The following is a 16,030-nucleotide window of genomic DNA, read 5'->3' as shown; positions in this document are numbered from 1 at the left end:
TGACGGCGGAGACGCCCTGATTATTCACTCGTCGCGTCGGTGGATGCCGTCGCTGCCCCGGTCGTCTCCGAGTGCTATCAGACCGTGAAATAGGCCACGATCGTTATTACGAGTGGACGCGGTATGGAGAGTAGCATGGACGTCCCGACGGCCTCACCGACCGCGCTTGACGCGCTGTCGGTCTCGGTCCGGCGGGTCGCGCTCGCCGCGCTGCGCGAGCGCGAGAACGCGATCTCGGTCGACGCGCTGGCCTCGGCCGTTGCGAGTCGGCTGTCCCAGTCGGCCGCCGACGGGCACGACGACACCGACGAGGCACTGCGGGCGCTGTATCACGTTCACCTCCCCGTGCTCGGGGAGGCGGGTGCGGTCACGTTCGATCCGGGCTCCGGGCTGGTCGCCGCCGCGAACGAGCCGCCGTTCGACGAGACGTGGGTGGAGCGACTGGTCGCCGACCACCCCGACCCGGCGTACGATCCGGTCCTCGACGCGCTGGCGAGCGGGCGGCGACAGGCCGTCCTCTACGAGCTGTTCACCGGGGGAGTGACGACGCCGGACGCGCTGGCCGCCGCGGTAGCCGCCCACGAGCGCGACGGGGCCGACGTGCCCGAACCCGTCTCACGCGTCGTCAGGCTCTCGCTGGCCCACACGCACCTGCCGGTGCTCGTCGCGGCCGGATTCGTCACCTGCGACCCGGAGGCCGGGACGGTGCGCGCGCGGGAGACGCCCTGGCGGTCGGACCCGTGGGTCCGAGAGAGTCAGATCGGCGAGTGGGCTGCCGTCGAGTGAGCGCGGGCAGGGGACACAGCGCGCACGCGGTCAGCGCGCCACCGCTCCGAACCGGTGCCCCCTCCGCTCCGAACCGGTGCGGCGGCAGGTTTTCACACCGGGGCCGCCCAGAGCTAGTATGAGCGCTCTCGAGGAGAAGCGGATGTACGGCGAGCGCCGCGAGGAGACGGTCGCGTACCTCGCGGCGGGACAGGGGGTGGCCACCGTGCGGATCTCCGGCGACCAGGTCGGCCGGTTCGGTCTCTCGCACCGCTGTCGCGCCCGCGACGTCGCGACGGCCGACGGTGCGGTCCTCGTCGCGACCGACGAAGACGTGCTCGTCGGCCCGGAACCGTTCGAATCGCTCGGGTTCGGTCCGGCGGTCGCGGTCACCGCGGACGACGGTGCCGTCGTCGCCGCCGACGAGGCGGGCCGCGTCTCGCGCTACCGCGACGGCGAGTGGACCGCGCTCGGGGAGGTCGACGACGTCCGCGCGCTGTCGGGCGCGTTCGTCGCCGCCGCCGACGGCGTCTTCCGGATCGACGGCGACGAGCTGGTCGGCGCAGGTCTCGACGACGTGCGCGACGTGGCGAGCGCCGACGGAGCGCCGCTCGCGGCGACTGGCGACGGGCTCTACAGACTGGGCAACGGCTGGCTCCGGGAGTGCGAGGGAGCGTTCACCGCCGTCGCCGCCGAGGACGGACAGGCGCACGCGGCGACCGCCGACGCGCTGTACGCCCGCGGGACGGACACCTGGGAGGCGGTCGACCTGCCCGTGGCGGGGACGGTCGTCGACGTGGCCTACGGGGAGTGCGTCTACGCCGTGACGGAGACGGGGACCGTCCTCGTCGACGCCGATCCGGAGACGACTCCCGATGGCGCCGGCGGCTGGCGAGCGCGGTCGCTCGGCCTGCCCGACGTCACGGCGCTGGCCGTGGCCTGACCGCCGTCCGCGGCGAACGGCCGGGACGCGGCGAACGTCCGGGGCAGCCGTACGGCCGACCGGTCAGTGCCGCTCGCGCGCGAGCGCCGCGTAGGTGAACGCGACCGCGGCCCCGAGCGCGCCGAACCCCGGCCCCGCTCCGCTCGACGGGTCGGATGGCCGGTCGGTCGACGAGGCCGGCGCGGACGCCGCCGACGGGTCGTCGGTCGTTCCGGTGGTGGCGTCCGTCCCGGCAGTCGTCGCCGTCGCTCCCGGTTCGTCCGTCTCCGTCGTCGGCGTCGCCGTTGGCGTCGGCGTGGGGGCGGGGACGTCGAACGTCCCGACGACCCCGGCGTGGTCTGACGGCCATACCGAGACCGAGTCGCCGTCGACCGTCGCCTCGACGCGGTCGGCCCCGTCCTCGCCGAGGCGCTCGACCGCGGTCGCTCGCACCTCGCCGCGCGAGAGGAGGCCGTCGACCCGCTTCGTCAGTCGCGAGTCGCCGGCCCCGACCAGCGACGGCCGACAGCACGTGTTTCCGTCGTCGTCGGGACGGAGCCGGCCATGGACGTCCGTGAGCGAGTCGGTCAGCGCGTCGTACGCGCCGGTCGTCGTCCCCGGGCCGCTGTTGAAGTCGCCGCCGACTACCACCGATCCCTCGGCCGGGAACGCGTCGAGCAGTTCCGTCGCCTGCCGGCGTCGGGCCGCCCCCGACACCGACTCCAGGTGCGTGGAGACGGCGGTGAACGCGGTCTCCTCGGGCCCGACGTCCGCCCGACAGTACCCCCGTCGGAGCGTGACCGTCCGGCCGGTCCCGGGGACGGGGAACGTCAGTCGCTCGTCGTACGTGTCTCCGCCCGCGTTCCGCGCGTCGACGCCCGGGCCGACGAGCACCGCGACCCGGTCGGTCAGGCGAACGGTCTCGGCGCCGGACTCGCTCTCGATCGGGAGTTCGACGTCGGTCGTGACGGTCGAGGCCGCGACCTCGAACGGCCGGCCGCGGCCCTCCAGCGCCGAGCGCACCGAATCGAGCACGTCGGTCACCAGTTCGCCGCCGTCGTCGGCCTCGCCGCCGGAACTGGCCTGGATGCGCGCCGCTTCCTGGAGCGCCACGACGTCGGCGTCTGCGGCGACCAGCGCGTCGGCGATCGCGCCGGCGCGCGCCTCGTAGGGGTGTCGACGGGCGCTGTCGAGCAGTTCCCCGGCCGTTTCGCGCACGTCGTCGGCAGTGCGGGCCTCGAGCAGGCGGAACAGGTCGACGCCGAGCGATACGTTCCAGGTGGCGACCGTCACGGGCCGGGTTTCCGTCACGAGTCGATTCCCGGTCGAGCGCGGTCGCCGGTCGGCGTGCCGACCGGCGAGTCCGGCCGGGAGGCCGGCGACACCCGCGAGCACCGCGCGGCGCGAACACGTCGGGGCGGCGCGATCGGGGGACGCGGAGGGCATCGTTGGCCCCCCTTGCGAGTGCAGGCTCTTGATGATGTCGCGTCGTTCTCAGCGACGACAATCGGGTCGCGTCGGCGTCGTTCCCGCCGCGCTGGCGTCGGGCGGTCCGCGCGGCCCGCCGCTGCAACCGAAACGGTGTTTACCGGCGAAAGCGACCACCCGCACATGATCGTCAGCGGGTCCACGTCACAGGCGTTCGCGGCCGCACTTGCAGAGGCGACGGGCCGGGAACTCGCCGCCGTCGAGTACGACCGCTTCCCCGACGGGGAACTCCAGGCGGCGGTTCCCGGATTCGCGGCCGACGACGCCGTCGTCGTCGGCTCGACCGTCTCCAGCGACGCGCACCTCGAACTGCTCCAGCTCCAGGACGCCGTCCGCGAGGCCGGCGCCGGCGAGGTGACGACCGTCCTCCCGTACATGGGGTACGCTCGCCAGGACCGGGCGTTCACCGCGGGCGAACCCGTCTCGTCCCGCGCGGTCGCCCGCGCCGTCTCGACGGGGACCGACCGCGTCCTCACCGTCAACCCCCACGAGACCGCCGTCTGCGACTTCTTCACCGTTCCGGCGGAGGCCGTCGACGCCGCCGGCCGCCTGGCCGAACCCCTGCCCTCCGACCTCGCGGACCCGCTGTTCCTCTCGCCCGACGAGGGTGCCGTCGACCTCGCGGCGACGACCCGCGACGCCTACGGCCGCGGCGCGACCGACTACTTCGAGAAGGAGCGCGACTACGACACCGGCGAGGTCGAGATCGAACCGAGCGACGCCGTCGTCACCGACCGCGACGTCGTGCTCGTCGACGACATCGTCGCCACCGGGTCGACGATGGCCGAGTCCATCGACGTGCTCACCGACCGCGGCGCCGCCCGCGTGTTCGTCACCTGCGTCCACCCCATGCTGGCCGCGAACGCCCGGACGAAACTCGAACGCGCCGGCATCACCGCCGTCTTCGGCACCGACACCATCGAACGACAGGTCAGCGCCGTCAGCGCCGCCCCGGCCGTCGCCGACCGCCTCTGACGGCGTCACCGTCCCGCCGCTCCTGCCCTGCCCCGCCATTCGGCCGCCCCCGGCCCCGCAGCGCTCGACGGTCGACAGGTGTCAATACCGTAACCTATAAACGACCAGTGAGCGAGATAGCGACTAACACGGACCATGACCGGCAAAACACACGGGCACTCGGGGTCCTCCGAGCCCGCGATCGGCACGCTCGATCCGGATTCGATCGACCGGATCGACGTTCACTTGCAGCGGGCGCTGGGGACGGACGACGCCGACGAGAAGGACTTCCACGTCCGACACGCCAGACAGTTGCTCGAAGCCTGTCGGGAGTAGGCTACGCCGACTCGATCGTGAGCTCGATCCGACCGTCGCCGGTGATCGTTACTTCCGTCCCCGCGTACGGGAACGACACTCGGACGGCCGCCGGGTCGCCAGATCGAACAATCACGTCCAGCGAGTCGGCGTCGATCACGTTCTGCAGCGGCTGAATCGCGGTAACGTTCCGGTTCGTGACGGCCGCGACCGCCTCCGGGACGGCGATGCTCGGCGTGTCCGCACCGCGCCAGTCGTAGTGGTCGAAGACGACAGTCTCCGCCGGCCCATCGCTGTCCCCCTCAGCGTCGTCGGTATCGCCCCCCTCGTTTCGGTCCTTCATGTCTCGATGTCCGGATGACCCCGCCGGATCGTCGGCCAGTTCACAATAATATTTGGACCTAAGCGGTCGCCCCGCATATACCTTGTGACAGAGATATCATTCGTGAAATTAACACTCACACCGCGAAGGGCGGTCGGTCGGCGCACCTGATGGGCGTAGTGCCCGGTAAAGCACAGTGCAGGACCGCCACGGCGTGTTCCTCATGGCTGAAACCTGTATCCGCTCGCTCACGAGCGGTGCATCGCGGCCACTTCGTGGCCGCTCGCTTCAGATAGACTCCCTACGGTCGTCTTTCGACCTTCGCAAATCCTTCGGATTTGCTCACTTCCGAAAGGCTCACTCCGTTCGCCTTTCGGCGTTCGCGGCCACTTCGTGGCCGCTCACTCCCACTGCACGCCGGGGTTCGTAGCACCCACCTTTTTCGCCTCGGGGTCGCTCGCTCCGCTCGCGACCCTCTCGGCCAAAAAGATGGGGCAAAAAACGGCCGCTCACACCGGAAGAGCGAGCACTTCCGAGCCCTCGTTCGCTTCGCTCACGAGGACTCCGTTCGCGGCCGCGGGTAAACCGAGACCACCGCGTCCGCCCTCACTCCCACTGCACGCCAGGGTTCGTGACCGCGCCGTTGGCCGCCGATCCGAAGTCGCGGTGGTACTTGGCCAGGACGCCGTTGTCGTAGGTCGGCTCGGGGTCGTAGTCTTCGAGGCGCTCCTCGATCTCCTCGTCGGTCAGGTCGACCGACAGTTCCAGTTCGTCGACGTCGATGGTGATGGTGTCGCCGTCCTCCAGCGCCGCGATGGGACCGCCGACGAACGCCTCGGGGGCGACGTGCCCGATGGAGAACCCGCGCGTCGCGCCGGAGAAGCGACCGTCGGTGAACAGCGCCACGTCCTCGGCGTGGCCCTGCCCGGCGACGGCGGAGGTGACGCCGAGCATCTCGCGCATGCCGGGACCGCCGCGGGGCCCCTCGTTGCGGATGCCGATGACGTCGCCGGACTCGACGTTGCCCTCCTGGACGTACTTCATCGCCTCGCTCTCCTCGTCGAAGATGCGAACCGGGCCCTCGTGGCGCAGGTGGTCCTCGCCGGTGATCTTGATGACCGCGCCGTCGGGCGCGAGGTTGCCCGTCAGGATGCGGATGGCGCCCTGCTCGTTCTTGGGCTCGTCGACCGTGTAGAGGTAGTCGACGTCCAGGTCCTCGATGGCCGGCGGGTCGTCGGCCTCCAGTTCCTCGCCGATCGTGTTGCCGGTGACCGTGAGGGCGTCGCCGTGGAGCAGGTCGGCCTCGTAGAGCGCGTTCAGCACGACCGGGACGCCGCCGACCTCGTGGAGGTCGTTCATCACGCGCTCGCCGCCGGGCTGCAGGTCGGCGATCTTCGGCGTGCGCTGGCTGATCTCGTTGAAGTCCTCGATGTCGAGGTCGACGTCGGCCTCGGCGGCCATCGCGAGCAGGTGCAGGACGGCGTTGGTCGAGCCGCCGACCGCGACCTGCAGCGCGATGGCGTTCTCGAAGGACTCCCGCGAGAGGAAATCGGAGGGCGAGCGCCGCGCCTCGACGACTTCCGTCGCGAGTTCGCCGGCCTCGCGGGCGACCTCGTAGCGGGCCTCGTCTTCGGCCGGTGGGGAGGCCGACCCGAGCGGCGCGAAGCCCAGCGCCTCGGAGATGGACGCCATCGTGTTGGCGGTGAACATCCCGCCGCAGGAGCCGGCGCCGGGGCAGGCCTGCTGTTCCATCTCGTAGAGTTCGTCCTCGGTCATCTCGCCGTCCGCGACGGCGCCGACGCCCTCGAACATGTTCTGGATAGTGATCTCGCGACCGTCGTGCTCGCCGGGCATGATCGACCCGCCGTAGAGGAAGACGCTCGGCAGGTCCGTCCGGATGGCCGCCATCATCATGCCGGGCATGTTCTTGTCACAGCCACCGATGGTGACGAGGCCGTCCATGCGCTCGCCGAAGGAGACGAGTTCGACGGAGTCGGCGATGAGCTCCCGGGATATCAGGGAGGCCTTCATCCCCTCGGTCCCCATCGAGATGGCGTCGGAGATGGTGATCGTGCCGAACTCGATGGGCATGCCGCCCGATTCGTCGATCCCCTCGTAGGCGGCGTCCGCCACGTCGTCGAGGTGGACGTTACAGGGAGTGATGTCCGCCGCCGGGTTGGCGACCCCGATCATCGGCGAGGACAGGTCCTCGTCGTCGTAGCCCATCGCGCGGAACATCGCCCGGTGGGGCGCCTTGTCGGTCCCCTCCGTGACTTCGCTGCTCGGCAGGTCGTCGGGTTTCTCGCCGGGAGCACCCTCGCGCTCGTCGTCGCGGGGTTCGGGTTCCTGGTGACTCATACCTCAGAGTGGTCGCCTGTGCCCTAAACCGTTTTCTACCGCGTGGTGTCGGGTGTCATCCGACGTCCGAACCGGTTCGGGGCGCGCGCTGGGGTTCCCGCGGCCCGTCCCCGGCCCACGATTCGGACCCCGTACTGGCCCACGATTCGGACCCCGTACTGGCCCACTCTTCGGGCCCCGTGCTGGAACACTCTTGGGCCCCGTGCTGGATCACTCCTCGGACGGCTCGCCCAGTGAAACGGCACAGCGGCGCTCGGCGGGGTCGATCCCGTCGGCGTCGGGAATTCCGTCCGACTGTTCGTCCCGCGCCCCCGTCGCCTCTGTCGATCCTGAGTCCGCGCCCATGTGAATATCCACCACGATCGTCTCACTTAAGGCTTGTTACCGGGTCCCTACCGGACGCACAGCGCCGGTCACGTCCGCGCTGTGTCGCCGTACTGGTCGCCTACGATTCGTCTTGCGCGCGTCTGACGGGTAGTTTTGTAGGTCGCGTGTCAACGGAGATCCATGCCCAGTCTCTCGGAGGCCTACGACCGCGGGGAGTGGACCGGGAGGGACCCGCGGCGCGTGTCCGCCGGCGGGAGCCTGTTCGTCGTCGGCGCGCTGGCCGTCGTGAGCGCCATCTTCGTGCTGACGACGGGGCTGGCGACCGTCTTCGACGCGACTACGACTACCGAGACGCGACGCGTCGCCGGCGTCCTCGCGGGCCTGGGGATCCCCGCGATGTTCCTCGGCGTCGTCGCCGTCCTGCCAGCGAGTCGCCGCGAGCGCCTCGGCGTCCTCGTCGGCGCCGCGCTCAACGTCGCCGGCGTCGGCCTCTTCAACCACGCCTACCCGACCCGGTGGGTCGAGGCCAGCCAGTCGCTCGCGTTCCCGACCGCCATGGTCTACTTCGTCGGCGGCTCGGTCGCGCTGTGGTTCGTCCTCTCGGCCGTCGCCTCGTTCAAGCTCCGCAACAACCCCCAGGGGACCATCCGCCTGGAAGTCACCCGCCAGGGCGAGACCGAGGAGATCCACGTCTCCCGCAGCCAGTACCGCCGCTACAAGCGCGCCGTCCAGGGCGACGACGAGCACAGCGAGGCCGTCGCCGAGGAGTTGCGCGCGCTCCACGAGGACTGAGGAGTTACGTTTCGCGGGTTTCGAGCGAGATCTGTCCTGACGGAGCAGCGACAGCTGGATCGCTTCCGGCGAGCACAGCACGAAAGTCCCGCCCGCACAGAATGACCGGTCAGTAGAAACCGGTCGGGCTTTCGTGCCGTCTCCGATCGCATCGCACTCGAAGCGTTCCGTTCGCGTCCCCGGTGACCGTCGGCTTTATTCGACGGTAGTCACAACAGAGCGCTCGATGACGATCCAGCCCATCCACGCGCGCTATCCGTTCCGGCAGGTCTCCCGTCAGGCGGTCGGCGAGGCCGACGTCGACCTCGCGGCGGTGGTCGCCGAGGAGCCGGAGGTCGTCGCGCGCGGCGTCGAGCGCGTGGTCTGGGCGCTGGAAGACGGCACCGTCGGCGAGGCTCACGACGTCGACAGGATCGAGTTGCTCTCCTATCCGGTCGCGCGCGTCCTCGTCTCGCTCGTCGACGAGCACGTCCTCACGCGCCGGTACGCTCAGGCGGAGGCGGCGACCGCCTACGAGCGGTTCACCGCCGATTTCGCCGACACCGCCGAGCTGAAATACGCCAACACGGACCGGCTCACGCTCCCGGACCTGCTCGCGGAGTTCGACCTCTCGGACGCGGTGCGCGCAGTCGACGGGGCCGTCGGCGACGGGTCGGCCGTCGCCAGCGACGGGCAGTCCCGCGAGTTCCTCGTCGGCGTCGGCACCTACCTCGAACTGGCCTCCGACCAGCGCGGCGACGAGTGGCGACTGGTCAACCGCGCGCTCGCCGACGGCGAGGTGGTCGTCGACGGCGAGGAACTGCTCGTCCTCTGCCGCCAGGCCGTGCGCCGGCGGGTCGACGACGGCCTCCCCCTCTCGGTCCCCGAGGCCATCGAGACCGAGGTCACCGCGGAGGTCGAAGACCTCCGGGAGCGGCTCTCGGAACTCGACCTCACGCGCGACATCGACACCGTCGTGCCCGAGCTGTTCCCGCCCTGCATGAAGTCGCTGCTCGACCGCGTCCAGAAGGGCGAACACCTCGAACACCACTCGCGGTTCGCCATCGCGTCGTTCCTGACGAGCATCGGGATGACGACCGACGAGATCGTCGACATCTTCCAGGTCAATCCCGGCTTCGGCGAGGAAGCGACTCGCTACCAGGTCGACCACATCCGCGGGGCGACCAGCCCCACCGACTACTCGCCGCCGTCGTGTGCGACGATGCAGTCCTACGGCGACTGCGTCAACAAGGACGACATCTGCGAGGACGTCATCGACGAGTCCCACCCGCTGAACTACTACGAACACCGTCTCGACCAGGAGGACGAAGACGAACTGACCGACTGGCGCGACGAACAGGAAGAGGGAGACGGGGGCGAGGACGACGAAGGAGGCGACGGTGGCGCGACCGGTGGAGGGACGGAGAGCACCACCGCGGAGTCCGGGGCGGAACCGGAGGCCGACTCGGGAGCCTGAGCGGTCGACGGCCACAGGCGTCGAGAAGGGACGAACGCGAGACCGGGCGGACGACTACTCTTCGTCGAAGTCGGCGCGGTACATGATCAGGCCGGCGATGGCCATCACGAGGACGAACAGGCCGATGACGCCGACCATCGCCAGGCCGCCGTCGGGCTGGAGAACCGGCGAGGCGGACCCGTTGTTCGTCGCGTTCCCCGGGACGGCGTAGTTCGAACTGACGACGTACGCGGCACCGACGAACACGACGACCGAAACCGCCGACACGGCGAGTTCGGCGGCCAACTTCCGGTCGATTTCCATGACCAAGCGTTTCCCCGGCCCCGGCAAAAGCGCTTCGAAGCCCCGCCTTCCCCCACCGGCGAGTCCGACCGACACCGCTCGACCGCGACTCCCACCGCCAGACGGCGACCGATCGGAGCGCCCGCCGGCGCACGACCCCGACGGACTTAGGTTCGTTCGGCACCTACGTTTCGTGTGGACGCAGTAGCGGAAAACACCAGCGTCCGAGCTCCTATGCCCGAAACACACACCCCTACCCACGCGCGAAAGACCGCACTCGCACCGGACGTTCGGCGGCTCGACGAACGGGCCGCCCGCGCCTGGACCGAGCGCATGGCCGTCCGCCCCCTGGGCGACGGGCGGTACGCCGTCGACAGCCAGAGCGGCGCGACCTACGTCGTCGACCTCCCCGCCCGCAGTTGCACCTGTCCCGACAACCGGATCCGTCACAATCGCTGCAAGCACATCCGCCGCGTCGGCATCGAGATCACGACCCGACGCGTGCCCGCACCCGGAAAGCGCGCCGCGACCTGTGCCGCCTGCGGCATCGACACGTTCGTCCCCGAAGACGACGACGAGCCCCACCTCTGCGGGGCCTGCCGACTGGAGAACGGCGACGTCGTCCGCGACCGCGAGGCCGACGACCGCCTCGTCGTCGTCCGCGTCACGCCCGAGCGCGCCCACGAGGTCGTCATCGATGGCGTCGGCGAGACGGTCGCCGACTACGCGACCAACGCCGGTTACCCCCGCGACGACCTCGTCGTCGAAGTCGTCTACCTGAGCGACCTGGCCCGCTCGCCGTCGCCGCGGCGCTACTCGTTCCCGCGCTCGCGGCTGGAACGGGTCGACGACGCCGAAATCGTGGACCGGGACCTGGGCGACCGGGTCCCGGCGGACGCGGAGTAGCCGCCCTCCGACTCGATCGACGGCACGAGCGGCTTCGCCGAACACTTATCTCCGCCCCGCGGAACGAACGCGCATGAGCGACGGCCGACTCGCGCTGACGTTCGACGACGGCTACGCCACCGACTACGACGAGATCTATCCGGTCCTCGACGACCGCGACGCCCCGGCGTCGCTCGCGATCGTCGCCGACTGGCTCGGCGAGGAGGGACACCTCTCCGTCGACCGACTCCGCGAACTCGTCGACGAGGGCTGGGAGGTCGTGGCCCACGGGCGGAAACACCGCTACATGCAGGCCCACGGCCTCGCCGCGGACGCCGACGCCGGCGACGAGCGCCTCGTCCTCGACAGCGACCACGTCTTCCCGGACGCGGACCACGGGCTCTACCCCGAGGACACCTTCGAAGTGACCGACGGCGACCGGACGGAGACCGTCACGCTCGCCGAGAAAGGGCGAGTCGAGGGCGACGACGCCGGAGGGGACGACGAGGAGGGTGCGAGTGTCGATCCCGGCACCCCGTTCGTTCGGTTCGAGGCCCCGCTCGGGTCGGGCTTCGACGCGGCGGAGGCCGTCTTCCGGCCGTCGCGCGAGCAGATTCGAGACGAAATCGAGGGGTCCAAGCGCGACCTGCAGGAACTGGGGTTCGAGCCGACGACGTTCGCGCTGCCCTACGACGCTGCCGACGCGCGGGTCTGGCGCGTCGTCACCGAGCACTTCGGCGCGCTGGCGGACGCGGCGGTGCGCTCACTGCCGAACCCGCCGGGGCAGTCGCCGCTGGACCTGCAGCGCTACTACCTGGAGACGGACGCGATGCGCATGGTCGAGATCGAGACCTACCTCGATAGCGTGGCCGAGCGCGGCGGGCTGGGCATCCTGGCGGGCCACACCGACTGGGAGACGGTTCCTCCAGGACGCGTCGCCGCGGTCGTCGACGCCGCTCGCGAGCGCGGGATCGAGGTGACGACCGTCCGCGAGGCGGTGGGAACGGCGTCGAACTGACCGCCGCATCGGCCGGCTCGCTACAGCATCTCGGCGGCTTCCTCTCTCGTCAGGTCGCCGCGCTCGAAGGCGGCGAGCACGTCCAGCGTGCCCTGATCGGGGCCGTCGTCGGCCACCTCGTCGAGGGTGACCTTCTCGGAGTGGCCGACGAGTTCGTCGAAGTCGGTGCCGTGGGCGAGCGCGGTCTCTTTCTTGACGCGGTAGTTCCCGCCGTCGGTGACGTGGACGGCCTCGTCGCCGGGGTGGAAGAAGTACCAGTCCTCGCGGTCGTAGCGGACGCCGATGCGGGGTTTCGCGCCGAAGTTCCGGGAGAAAAAGAGGAGTGCCTCGACCTCGGCGCCGTCGAGGTAGATGGGGTCGCCCGACGAGGACTTGGCCTCGATGGCGTAGAAGTCCTCGCCGTCGCCGGCCAGCACGTCGGGGAGTTCGCGCTCGGTGGCGCTCCCGCTGGCGGGGGCGCGCATCACCGCGAAACCGGCCGCGTCGAGTTCGTTGACGAGCTCTCGCTCGCGGCGGTCGCCTTTCGCGTTCGAGTTCGCCATCTGCCGAGTAGTTGCCGGTCGACGGCTAAAGGGTATCGGGACCGGAGCGAAAGTGATCGCCCGACCGCACCGCGAGCGCGACGCGCTGGCCGTCTTTCGTCCCGGTCCTGCCCCCGCGCCGGCGGACCGCTCGCGTCCGGGTCCCCGATCCGCGTCGGGCCCGCGACGGCTGTCGCTGTCATCCTCCGTATCTCCCCCTCCGTATCCCATGCGATTCCGTGGCTGTTCCCCCTGGTCTACCGCGTCTGCGGTGGCGGGGCCGGCCCGTTCGAACACACCGGAGAGTTGTTCCGGCGATCCGTCCGCTTAAGTCCTGACTGGACGTTCGACCAGCTATGACCGGGGAGGATTCCACGCGACAGGCGATCATGGAGGCGACCTTTCGGGCGCTCGCGGCCCACGGGTACGCCGACCTGACGATCCAGGCCATCGCCGACGAGTTCGACAAGAGCAAGTCGCTCATCCACTACCACTTCGACTCCAAGGCCGACCTCATGGTGGCGTTCATGGCCCACCTCCTCGAGGGGTTCATCGACGAGGTCGAGGGCGGCGCGGACGCCGATCCGCGGGACCGCCTCCGCCGGATGGCCGAGATCGTCGTCCACGGGATGGGCGACGAGGAGGCGACCCGGGACTTCCACACCGCGCTGCTCGGGATGCGCGCGCAGGCCCCCTTCGACCCGGACCTGCAGGGCCAACTCGTCGAGAACGACCGGCTCATCCGCGGCGTGATCGCCGACATCGTCCGCGAGGGGATCGAGTCCGGGCAGTTCCGCGACGTCGACCCCGAGCGCTACGCCGCCCTCTTTCGCTCCGCCATCGAGGGCGCCCAGTCCCACGACGTGATCCTCGGCGACGACGCGCCGACCGAGGAGGCGTTCGCCGGCGTCGAATCGTACCTGATCGACGACCTGCTGGTCGCCGGCGAACCGACCGACGCGGAGGCCGCGACGAGCGCGGAGGACGAGCGGTGAGTCGGGGGCGAGTCGGCGTGCGAACGGAACGCACGGTACCCCCGATACTGAAGCGGGCGCACGGGTATAGCAACGACGAACGGACCGGGCCGCCCGCGGACTCCGGTCGGGAGTGACGAGCCATGCACGACGGAGACGAGTCAGACGGGACGGAGCACGAGACCGACGAAGCGGACGCCCAGGACACCGACGAATCGGCTGTCACGAACGCCGGTGAACCGGACGCCCGGGATGCCGACGAACCGGATTCCGACGAACCGGATTCCGACGAACCGGATTCCGACGAACTCGTCGACCAGACCGGGGACAGCGACTACGACCTGACCGAGGGGTCGCTGTTCCGGCCGTTGCTCGCGCTGTCGACGCCGATCGTCCTCACCCAGTTGCTCCAGGTCGTCTACAACCTCGTCGACACCTTCTGGGTCGGCCGCCTCGGCGGCGACGCCGTGAGCGCGCTCTCCTTCTCCTGGCCGCCGGTGTTCGTCCTGATCTCGCTGGGCGGCGGACTGACCCTCGCCGGGAGCGTCCTCGTCGCCCAGCACAAGGGCGCCGACAACGTCGAGCGCGTCAACGAGGTGGCCGGCCAGACGCTGGCGTTCGTGTCCCTCTTCTCGCTCGTCCTGGGCGGGGTCGGATACCTGCTCGCGCCCGCGTTCCTGCGGCTGATCGGCGCCGAGCCCGGAACGACGGTGTTCGCCTACTCGCTCGAGTACATGCGGGTGATCTTCCTGGGCGTCTGGTTCATGTTCGGCTTCTTCGTCTTCCAGTCGCTGCTGCGGGGCTGGGGCGACACCCGCACCCCGATGTACCTGATGGCCGTCAGCGTCGCCGTCAACGTCGTCCTCGACCCCGTCTTCATCTTCGGGTTCGCCGACAACCCCCTGTTCGGCGCCCTCGGCGCGCGGGGACTCGAAGCGAGCCTGCTGGACGCCACCGGCTTCACCGGCCACGGCGTCCGCGGCGCGGCGATGGCGACCATCTTCTCGCGGGCGCTCGCGACCGTCCCCGGCGTCGCCCTGCTGTTCTCGGGTCGCCTGGGCCTGTCGCTGTCGCTCGCGGACCTGCGACTCGAACGCGAGACGGTCCGGAAGATCGTCGAGGTCGGCTACCCCGCGAGCATCGAGCAGAGCTCCGGAGCGCTCTCCTACAGCGCGATGACGGCCATCGTCGCGTTCGTCGGGCCGACCGCCGTCGCCGCGTTCGGGATCTGCGCCCGGCTGACCTCCTTCGTCTTCCTGCCCGCCGTCGGGCTCGGGATGGGCGTCGAGACGGCCGTCGGCCAGAACCTCGGCGCGAAGCGCGCCGACCGCGCCAGGCGGGCGGTCTACCTCGCGCTCGGGATGCTCGCCGCGGCGTACGTCGTCGTCAGCGCCGTCGGCGTGGTCTGGGCCCGCGAGATCGTCGGCGTCTTCATCGTCGGCGCCGAGGCGGGGACCATCGTCGACATCGGCGAGGAGTTCATGCGGATCGTCGCCCCGACGTTCGCCTTCATGGGCGCGTTCCACGTCGTCAAGGGCTGTTTCAACGGCGCTGGCAACACCCGCGCCGCGATGATCATGTCCGTCACGTCGGTGTGGGGACTGCAAGTGATCCCCGCCTACGTCCTCGTGACCGCGTTCGACACGGGCACCACCGGCGTCTGGTGGGCGCTGGCCATCATGCACGTCGGGTCCGCGCTCATCGTCGGGTCGTGGTTCCTCCGGGGCACCTGGACCGACAGCGTCGTCGAGGACGACCCCGTCCCGACACCCGCCGACTGACGCCGCCAGCCGCGGTCGACCCCGACGAATCACGGAACCCGCACCAGAACCATCAGATACTTGTTTGATTGAGTACTCAATCAGCAACATGAGTGATAGTTCGGGCAGCGCGGACGGCGGCGACGACGACGGAGGATCCGACGGAGAGCCGTCGACGGCGGACGAGATCCGGTGGGCCGCCTTCGACGTGCTGGTCGAGCGCGGCTTCGACGACTTCACGACGCAGGCGGTCGCGGACGCGGCCGGCGTGAGCCAGTCGCTGGTCCACCACTACTACGACACCAAGGAGGATCTGGTCTTCTCGATGTTCACGAACGGACTTGACCACCTCACCGACGAGGTCCGCGAGCGCGCCGACAGCGACGACCCCCGGGAGCGACTGCTCGAACTCGCCCGGTACATGCTCAGAGACGTCGAGGGTGACGAGGACGCCGCCGTCGAGTTCTCGCGGATGCTCCTGGAGATCGAGGCCCAGGCCCCCTACGACGACCGCCTGCGCGAGGCCGTCGAATACGACTCCGACTTCCTGGAGGGGTTCGTCGCCGACGCCGTCACGGAGGGGATCGAGTCCGGGCAGTTCCGCGACGTCGACCCCGAACCGTTCGCGGTCACCTTCGTCGCGGCCATCCGCTCTGGGCAGAACCGCCGCGCCATCTTCGCCGACGGCGAGCGCGTCGAACCGGTCCTCGACGGGCTGGAGTCGCTGGTCGAGGACTACCTCGCGGAGGGCGGCGCGTGAACCGGCCGCCGCCCCGGGCCCGGCTCGGCGCGTCATCGGTTGTCACACCACCGGTAGCGATATCCGGCCCCCGCGGACAGATCGCTGTACACGGCGGCGTCTCCCGCTGCGACCCCGCCCAGGTGATCCGA

General features: G+C 70.2%; 17 protein-coding genes. 11 read left to right on the top strand and 6 right to left on the bottom strand.

What is annotated here, in order from left to right:
- Positions 1-123: 123 nt before the first annotated feature.
- Together ACMGFE_RS11935 and ACMGFE_RS11930 are read left to right on the top strand one after the other, a co-directional pair.
- Entirely contained in the window at positions 124-786 is a 663-nt protein-coding gene (locus tag ACMGFE_RS11935; RefSeq protein WP_436925423.1) for a DUF7344 domain-containing protein, read from the top strand.
- A gap of 118 nt (positions 787-904) precedes the next feature.
- Positions 905-1,708, top strand: coding sequence for an HVO_0234 family beta-propeller protein (locus tag ACMGFE_RS11930; RefSeq protein WP_436925422.1), 804 nt, complete (start codon positions 905-907; stop codon positions 1,706-1,708).
- 63 nt (positions 1,709-1,771) lie between these two features.
- Here the strand turns inward: ACMGFE_RS11930 and ACMGFE_RS11925 are convergent, their stop codons facing one another.
- Positions 1,772-3,133, bottom strand: coding sequence for an endonuclease/exonuclease/phosphatase family protein (locus tag ACMGFE_RS11925; protein WP_436925421.1), 1,362 nt, complete (start codon positions 3,131-3,133; stop codon positions 1,772-1,774).
- Between the two features lie 165 nt (positions 3,134-3,298).
- Here ACMGFE_RS11925 and prs point away from each other — a divergent pair, with 165 nt between their 5' ends.
- Both prs and ACMGFE_RS11915 read left to right on the top strand, forming a co-directional pair.
- Entirely contained in the window at positions 3,299-4,150 is an 852-nt protein-coding gene (gene prs, locus ACMGFE_RS11920) for a ribose-phosphate diphosphokinase (protein ID WP_436925420.1), read from the top strand.
- Between the two features lie 135 nt (positions 4,151-4,285).
- Entirely contained in the window at positions 4,286-4,465 is a 180-nt protein-coding gene (locus tag ACMGFE_RS11915; protein WP_436925419.1) for a hypothetical protein, read from the top strand.
- Between the two features lies 1 nt (position 4,466).
- Here ACMGFE_RS11915 and ACMGFE_RS11910 read toward each other — a convergent pair whose 3' ends face one another.
- The 3 genes from ACMGFE_RS11910 to ACMGFE_RS11900 all read right to left on the bottom strand — a co-directional run bounded on the left by ACMGFE_RS11910 (position 4,467) and on the right by ACMGFE_RS11900 (position 7,469).
- Complete coding sequence (locus tag ACMGFE_RS11910; protein WP_436925418.1) at positions 4,467-4,787, bottom strand: HalOD1 output domain-containing protein; 321 nt, start codon at positions 4,785-4,787, stop codon at positions 4,467-4,469.
- A 585-nt stretch (positions 4,788-5,372) separates the two neighbouring features.
- Positions 5,373-7,124: a dihydroxy-acid dehydratase gene (ilvD, locus tag ACMGFE_RS11905; RefSeq protein WP_436925417.1), complete on the bottom strand. Its 1,752-nt coding sequence runs from the start codon at positions 7,122-7,124 to the stop codon at positions 5,373-5,375.
- Positions 7,125-7,334: 210 nt separating this feature from the next.
- Positions 7,335-7,469, bottom strand: a complete 135-nt coding sequence (locus ACMGFE_RS11900) for a hypothetical protein (RefSeq protein ID WP_436925416.1) — start codon at positions 7,467-7,469, stop codon at positions 7,335-7,337.
- Between the two features lie 162 nt (positions 7,470-7,631).
- Between ACMGFE_RS11900 and ACMGFE_RS11895 the strand changes: the two genes are divergently transcribed.
- Together ACMGFE_RS11895 and priL are read left to right on the top strand one after the other, a co-directional pair.
- Positions 7,632-8,243: a cell division protein CdpA domain-containing protein gene (locus ACMGFE_RS11895; protein WP_436925415.1), complete on the top strand. Its 612-nt coding sequence runs from the start codon at positions 7,632-7,634 to the stop codon at positions 8,241-8,243.
- Between the two features lie 232 nt (positions 8,244-8,475).
- Positions 8,476-9,699, top strand: coding sequence for a DNA primase regulatory subunit PriL (gene priL, locus ACMGFE_RS11890; RefSeq protein ID WP_436926088.1), 1,224 nt, complete (start codon positions 8,476-8,478; stop codon positions 9,697-9,699).
- 54 nt (positions 9,700-9,753) lie between these two features.
- Here the strand turns inward: priL and ACMGFE_RS11885 are convergent, their stop codons facing one another.
- A complete protein-coding gene (locus ACMGFE_RS11885; RefSeq protein WP_436925414.1) occupies positions 9,754-10,002 on the bottom strand; it encodes a DUF7472 family protein in 249 nt (82 codons plus the stop codon).
- Positions 10,003-10,215: 213 nt separating this feature from the next.
- Here ACMGFE_RS11885 and ACMGFE_RS11880 point away from each other — a divergent pair, with 213 nt between their 5' ends.
- Positions 10,216-10,887 (top strand): SWIM zinc finger family protein, encoded by a 672-nt coding sequence (locus tag ACMGFE_RS11880; RefSeq protein WP_436925413.1) that lies wholly within the window; start codon positions 10,216-10,218, stop codon positions 10,885-10,887.
- A gap of 73 nt (positions 10,888-10,960) precedes the next feature.
- Positions 10,961-11,884: a polysaccharide deacetylase family protein gene (locus ACMGFE_RS11875; protein WP_436925412.1), complete on the top strand. Its 924-nt coding sequence runs from the start codon at positions 10,961-10,963 to the stop codon at positions 11,882-11,884.
- A 20-nt stretch (positions 11,885-11,904) separates the two neighbouring features.
- Here ACMGFE_RS11875 and hjc read toward each other — a convergent pair whose 3' ends face one another.
- Positions 11,905-12,426: a Holliday junction resolvase Hjc gene (hjc, locus tag ACMGFE_RS11870; protein ID WP_436925411.1), complete on the bottom strand. Its 522-nt coding sequence runs from the start codon at positions 12,424-12,426 to the stop codon at positions 11,905-11,907.
- Positions 12,427-12,761: 335 nt separating this feature from the next.
- Here hjc and ACMGFE_RS11865 point away from each other — a divergent pair, with 335 nt between their 5' ends.
- From ACMGFE_RS11865 to ACMGFE_RS11855, 3 genes are all read left to right on the top strand, one after another.
- Complete coding sequence (locus ACMGFE_RS11865; RefSeq protein WP_436925410.1) at positions 12,762-13,400, top strand: TetR/AcrR family transcriptional regulator; 639 nt, start codon at positions 12,762-12,764, stop codon at positions 13,398-13,400.
- A 122-nt stretch (positions 13,401-13,522) separates the two neighbouring features.
- The gene (locus ACMGFE_RS11860) at positions 13,523-15,160 is read left to right on the top strand and encodes an MATE family efflux transporter (protein WP_436925409.1); all 1,638 of its coding nucleotides are present in this window, start codon (positions 13,523-13,525) and stop codon (positions 15,158-15,160) included.
- Positions 15,161-15,248: 88 nt separating this feature from the next.
- Positions 15,249-15,899: a TetR/AcrR family transcriptional regulator gene (locus tag ACMGFE_RS11855; protein WP_436925408.1), complete on the top strand. Its 651-nt coding sequence runs from the start codon at positions 15,249-15,251 to the stop codon at positions 15,897-15,899.
- The last annotated feature ends 131 nt before the right edge of the window (positions 15,900-16,030 follow it).

This window comes from Halosimplex amylolyticum (assembly GCF_051414035.1).
Lineage (GTDB): Archaea > Halobacteriota > Halobacteria > Halobacteriales > Haloarculaceae > Halosimplex > Halosimplex amylolyticum.
Note: the sequence above shows the minus strand (reverse complement) of the source record. Positions and strands in the feature narration are given on the sequence as shown.

What these genes read in the sequence shown, in the direction of transcription:
- ACMGFE_RS11925 (WP_436925421.1), bottom strand. Translation starts at nt 3,133, where the DNA reads ATGCCCTCCGCGTCCCCCGATCGCGCCGCCCCGACGTGTTCGCGCCGC.
- ACMGFE_RS11865 (WP_436925410.1), top strand. Translation starts at nt 12,762, where the DNA reads ATGACCGGGGAGGATTCCACGCGACAGGCGATCATGGAGGCGACCTTT.
- ilvD (WP_436925417.1), bottom strand. Translation starts at nt 7,124, where the DNA reads ATGAGTCACCAGGAACCCGAACCCCGCGACGACGAGCGCGAGGGTGCT.
- prs (WP_436925420.1), top strand. Translation starts at nt 3,299, where the DNA reads ATGATCGTCAGCGGGTCCACGTCACAGGCGTTCGCGGCCGCACTTGCA.
- ACMGFE_RS11855 (WP_436925408.1), top strand. Translation starts at nt 15,249, where the DNA reads ATGAGTGATAGTTCGGGCAGCGCGGACGGCGGCGACGACGACGGAGGA.
- ACMGFE_RS11880 (WP_436925413.1), top strand. Translation starts at nt 10,216, where the DNA reads ATGCCCGAAACACACACCCCTACCCACGCGCGAAAGACCGCACTCGCA.
- hjc (WP_436925411.1), bottom strand. Translation starts at nt 12,426, where the DNA reads ATGGCGAACTCGAACGCGAAAGGCGACCGCCGCGAGCGAGAGCTCGTC.
- ACMGFE_RS11875 (WP_436925412.1), top strand. Translation starts at nt 10,961, where the DNA reads ATGAGCGACGGCCGACTCGCGCTGACGTTCGACGACGGCTACGCCACC.
- ACMGFE_RS11910 (WP_436925418.1), bottom strand. Translation starts at nt 4,787, where the DNA reads ATGAAGGACCGAAACGAGGGGGGCGATACCGACGACGCTGAGGGGGAC.
- ACMGFE_RS11930 (WP_436925422.1), top strand. Translation starts at nt 905, where the DNA reads ATGAGCGCTCTCGAGGAGAAGCGGATGTACGGCGAGCGCCGCGAGGAG.
- ACMGFE_RS11900 (WP_436925416.1), bottom strand. Translation starts at nt 7,469, where the DNA reads ATGGGCGCGGACTCAGGATCGACAGAGGCGACGGGGGCGCGGGACGAA.
- ACMGFE_RS11915 (WP_436925419.1), top strand. Translation starts at nt 4,286, where the DNA reads ATGACCGGCAAAACACACGGGCACTCGGGGTCCTCCGAGCCCGCGATC.
- ACMGFE_RS11860 (WP_436925409.1), top strand. Translation starts at nt 13,523, where the DNA reads ATGCACGACGGAGACGAGTCAGACGGGACGGAGCACGAGACCGACGAA.
- ACMGFE_RS11885 (WP_436925414.1), bottom strand. Translation starts at nt 10,002, where the DNA reads ATGGAAATCGACCGGAAGTTGGCCGCCGAACTCGCCGTGTCGGCGGTT.
- ACMGFE_RS11935 (WP_436925423.1), top strand. Translation starts at nt 124, where the DNA reads ATGGAGAGTAGCATGGACGTCCCGACGGCCTCACCGACCGCGCTTGAC.
- ACMGFE_RS11895 (WP_436925415.1), top strand. Translation starts at nt 7,632, where the DNA reads ATGCCCAGTCTCTCGGAGGCCTACGACCGCGGGGAGTGGACCGGGAGG.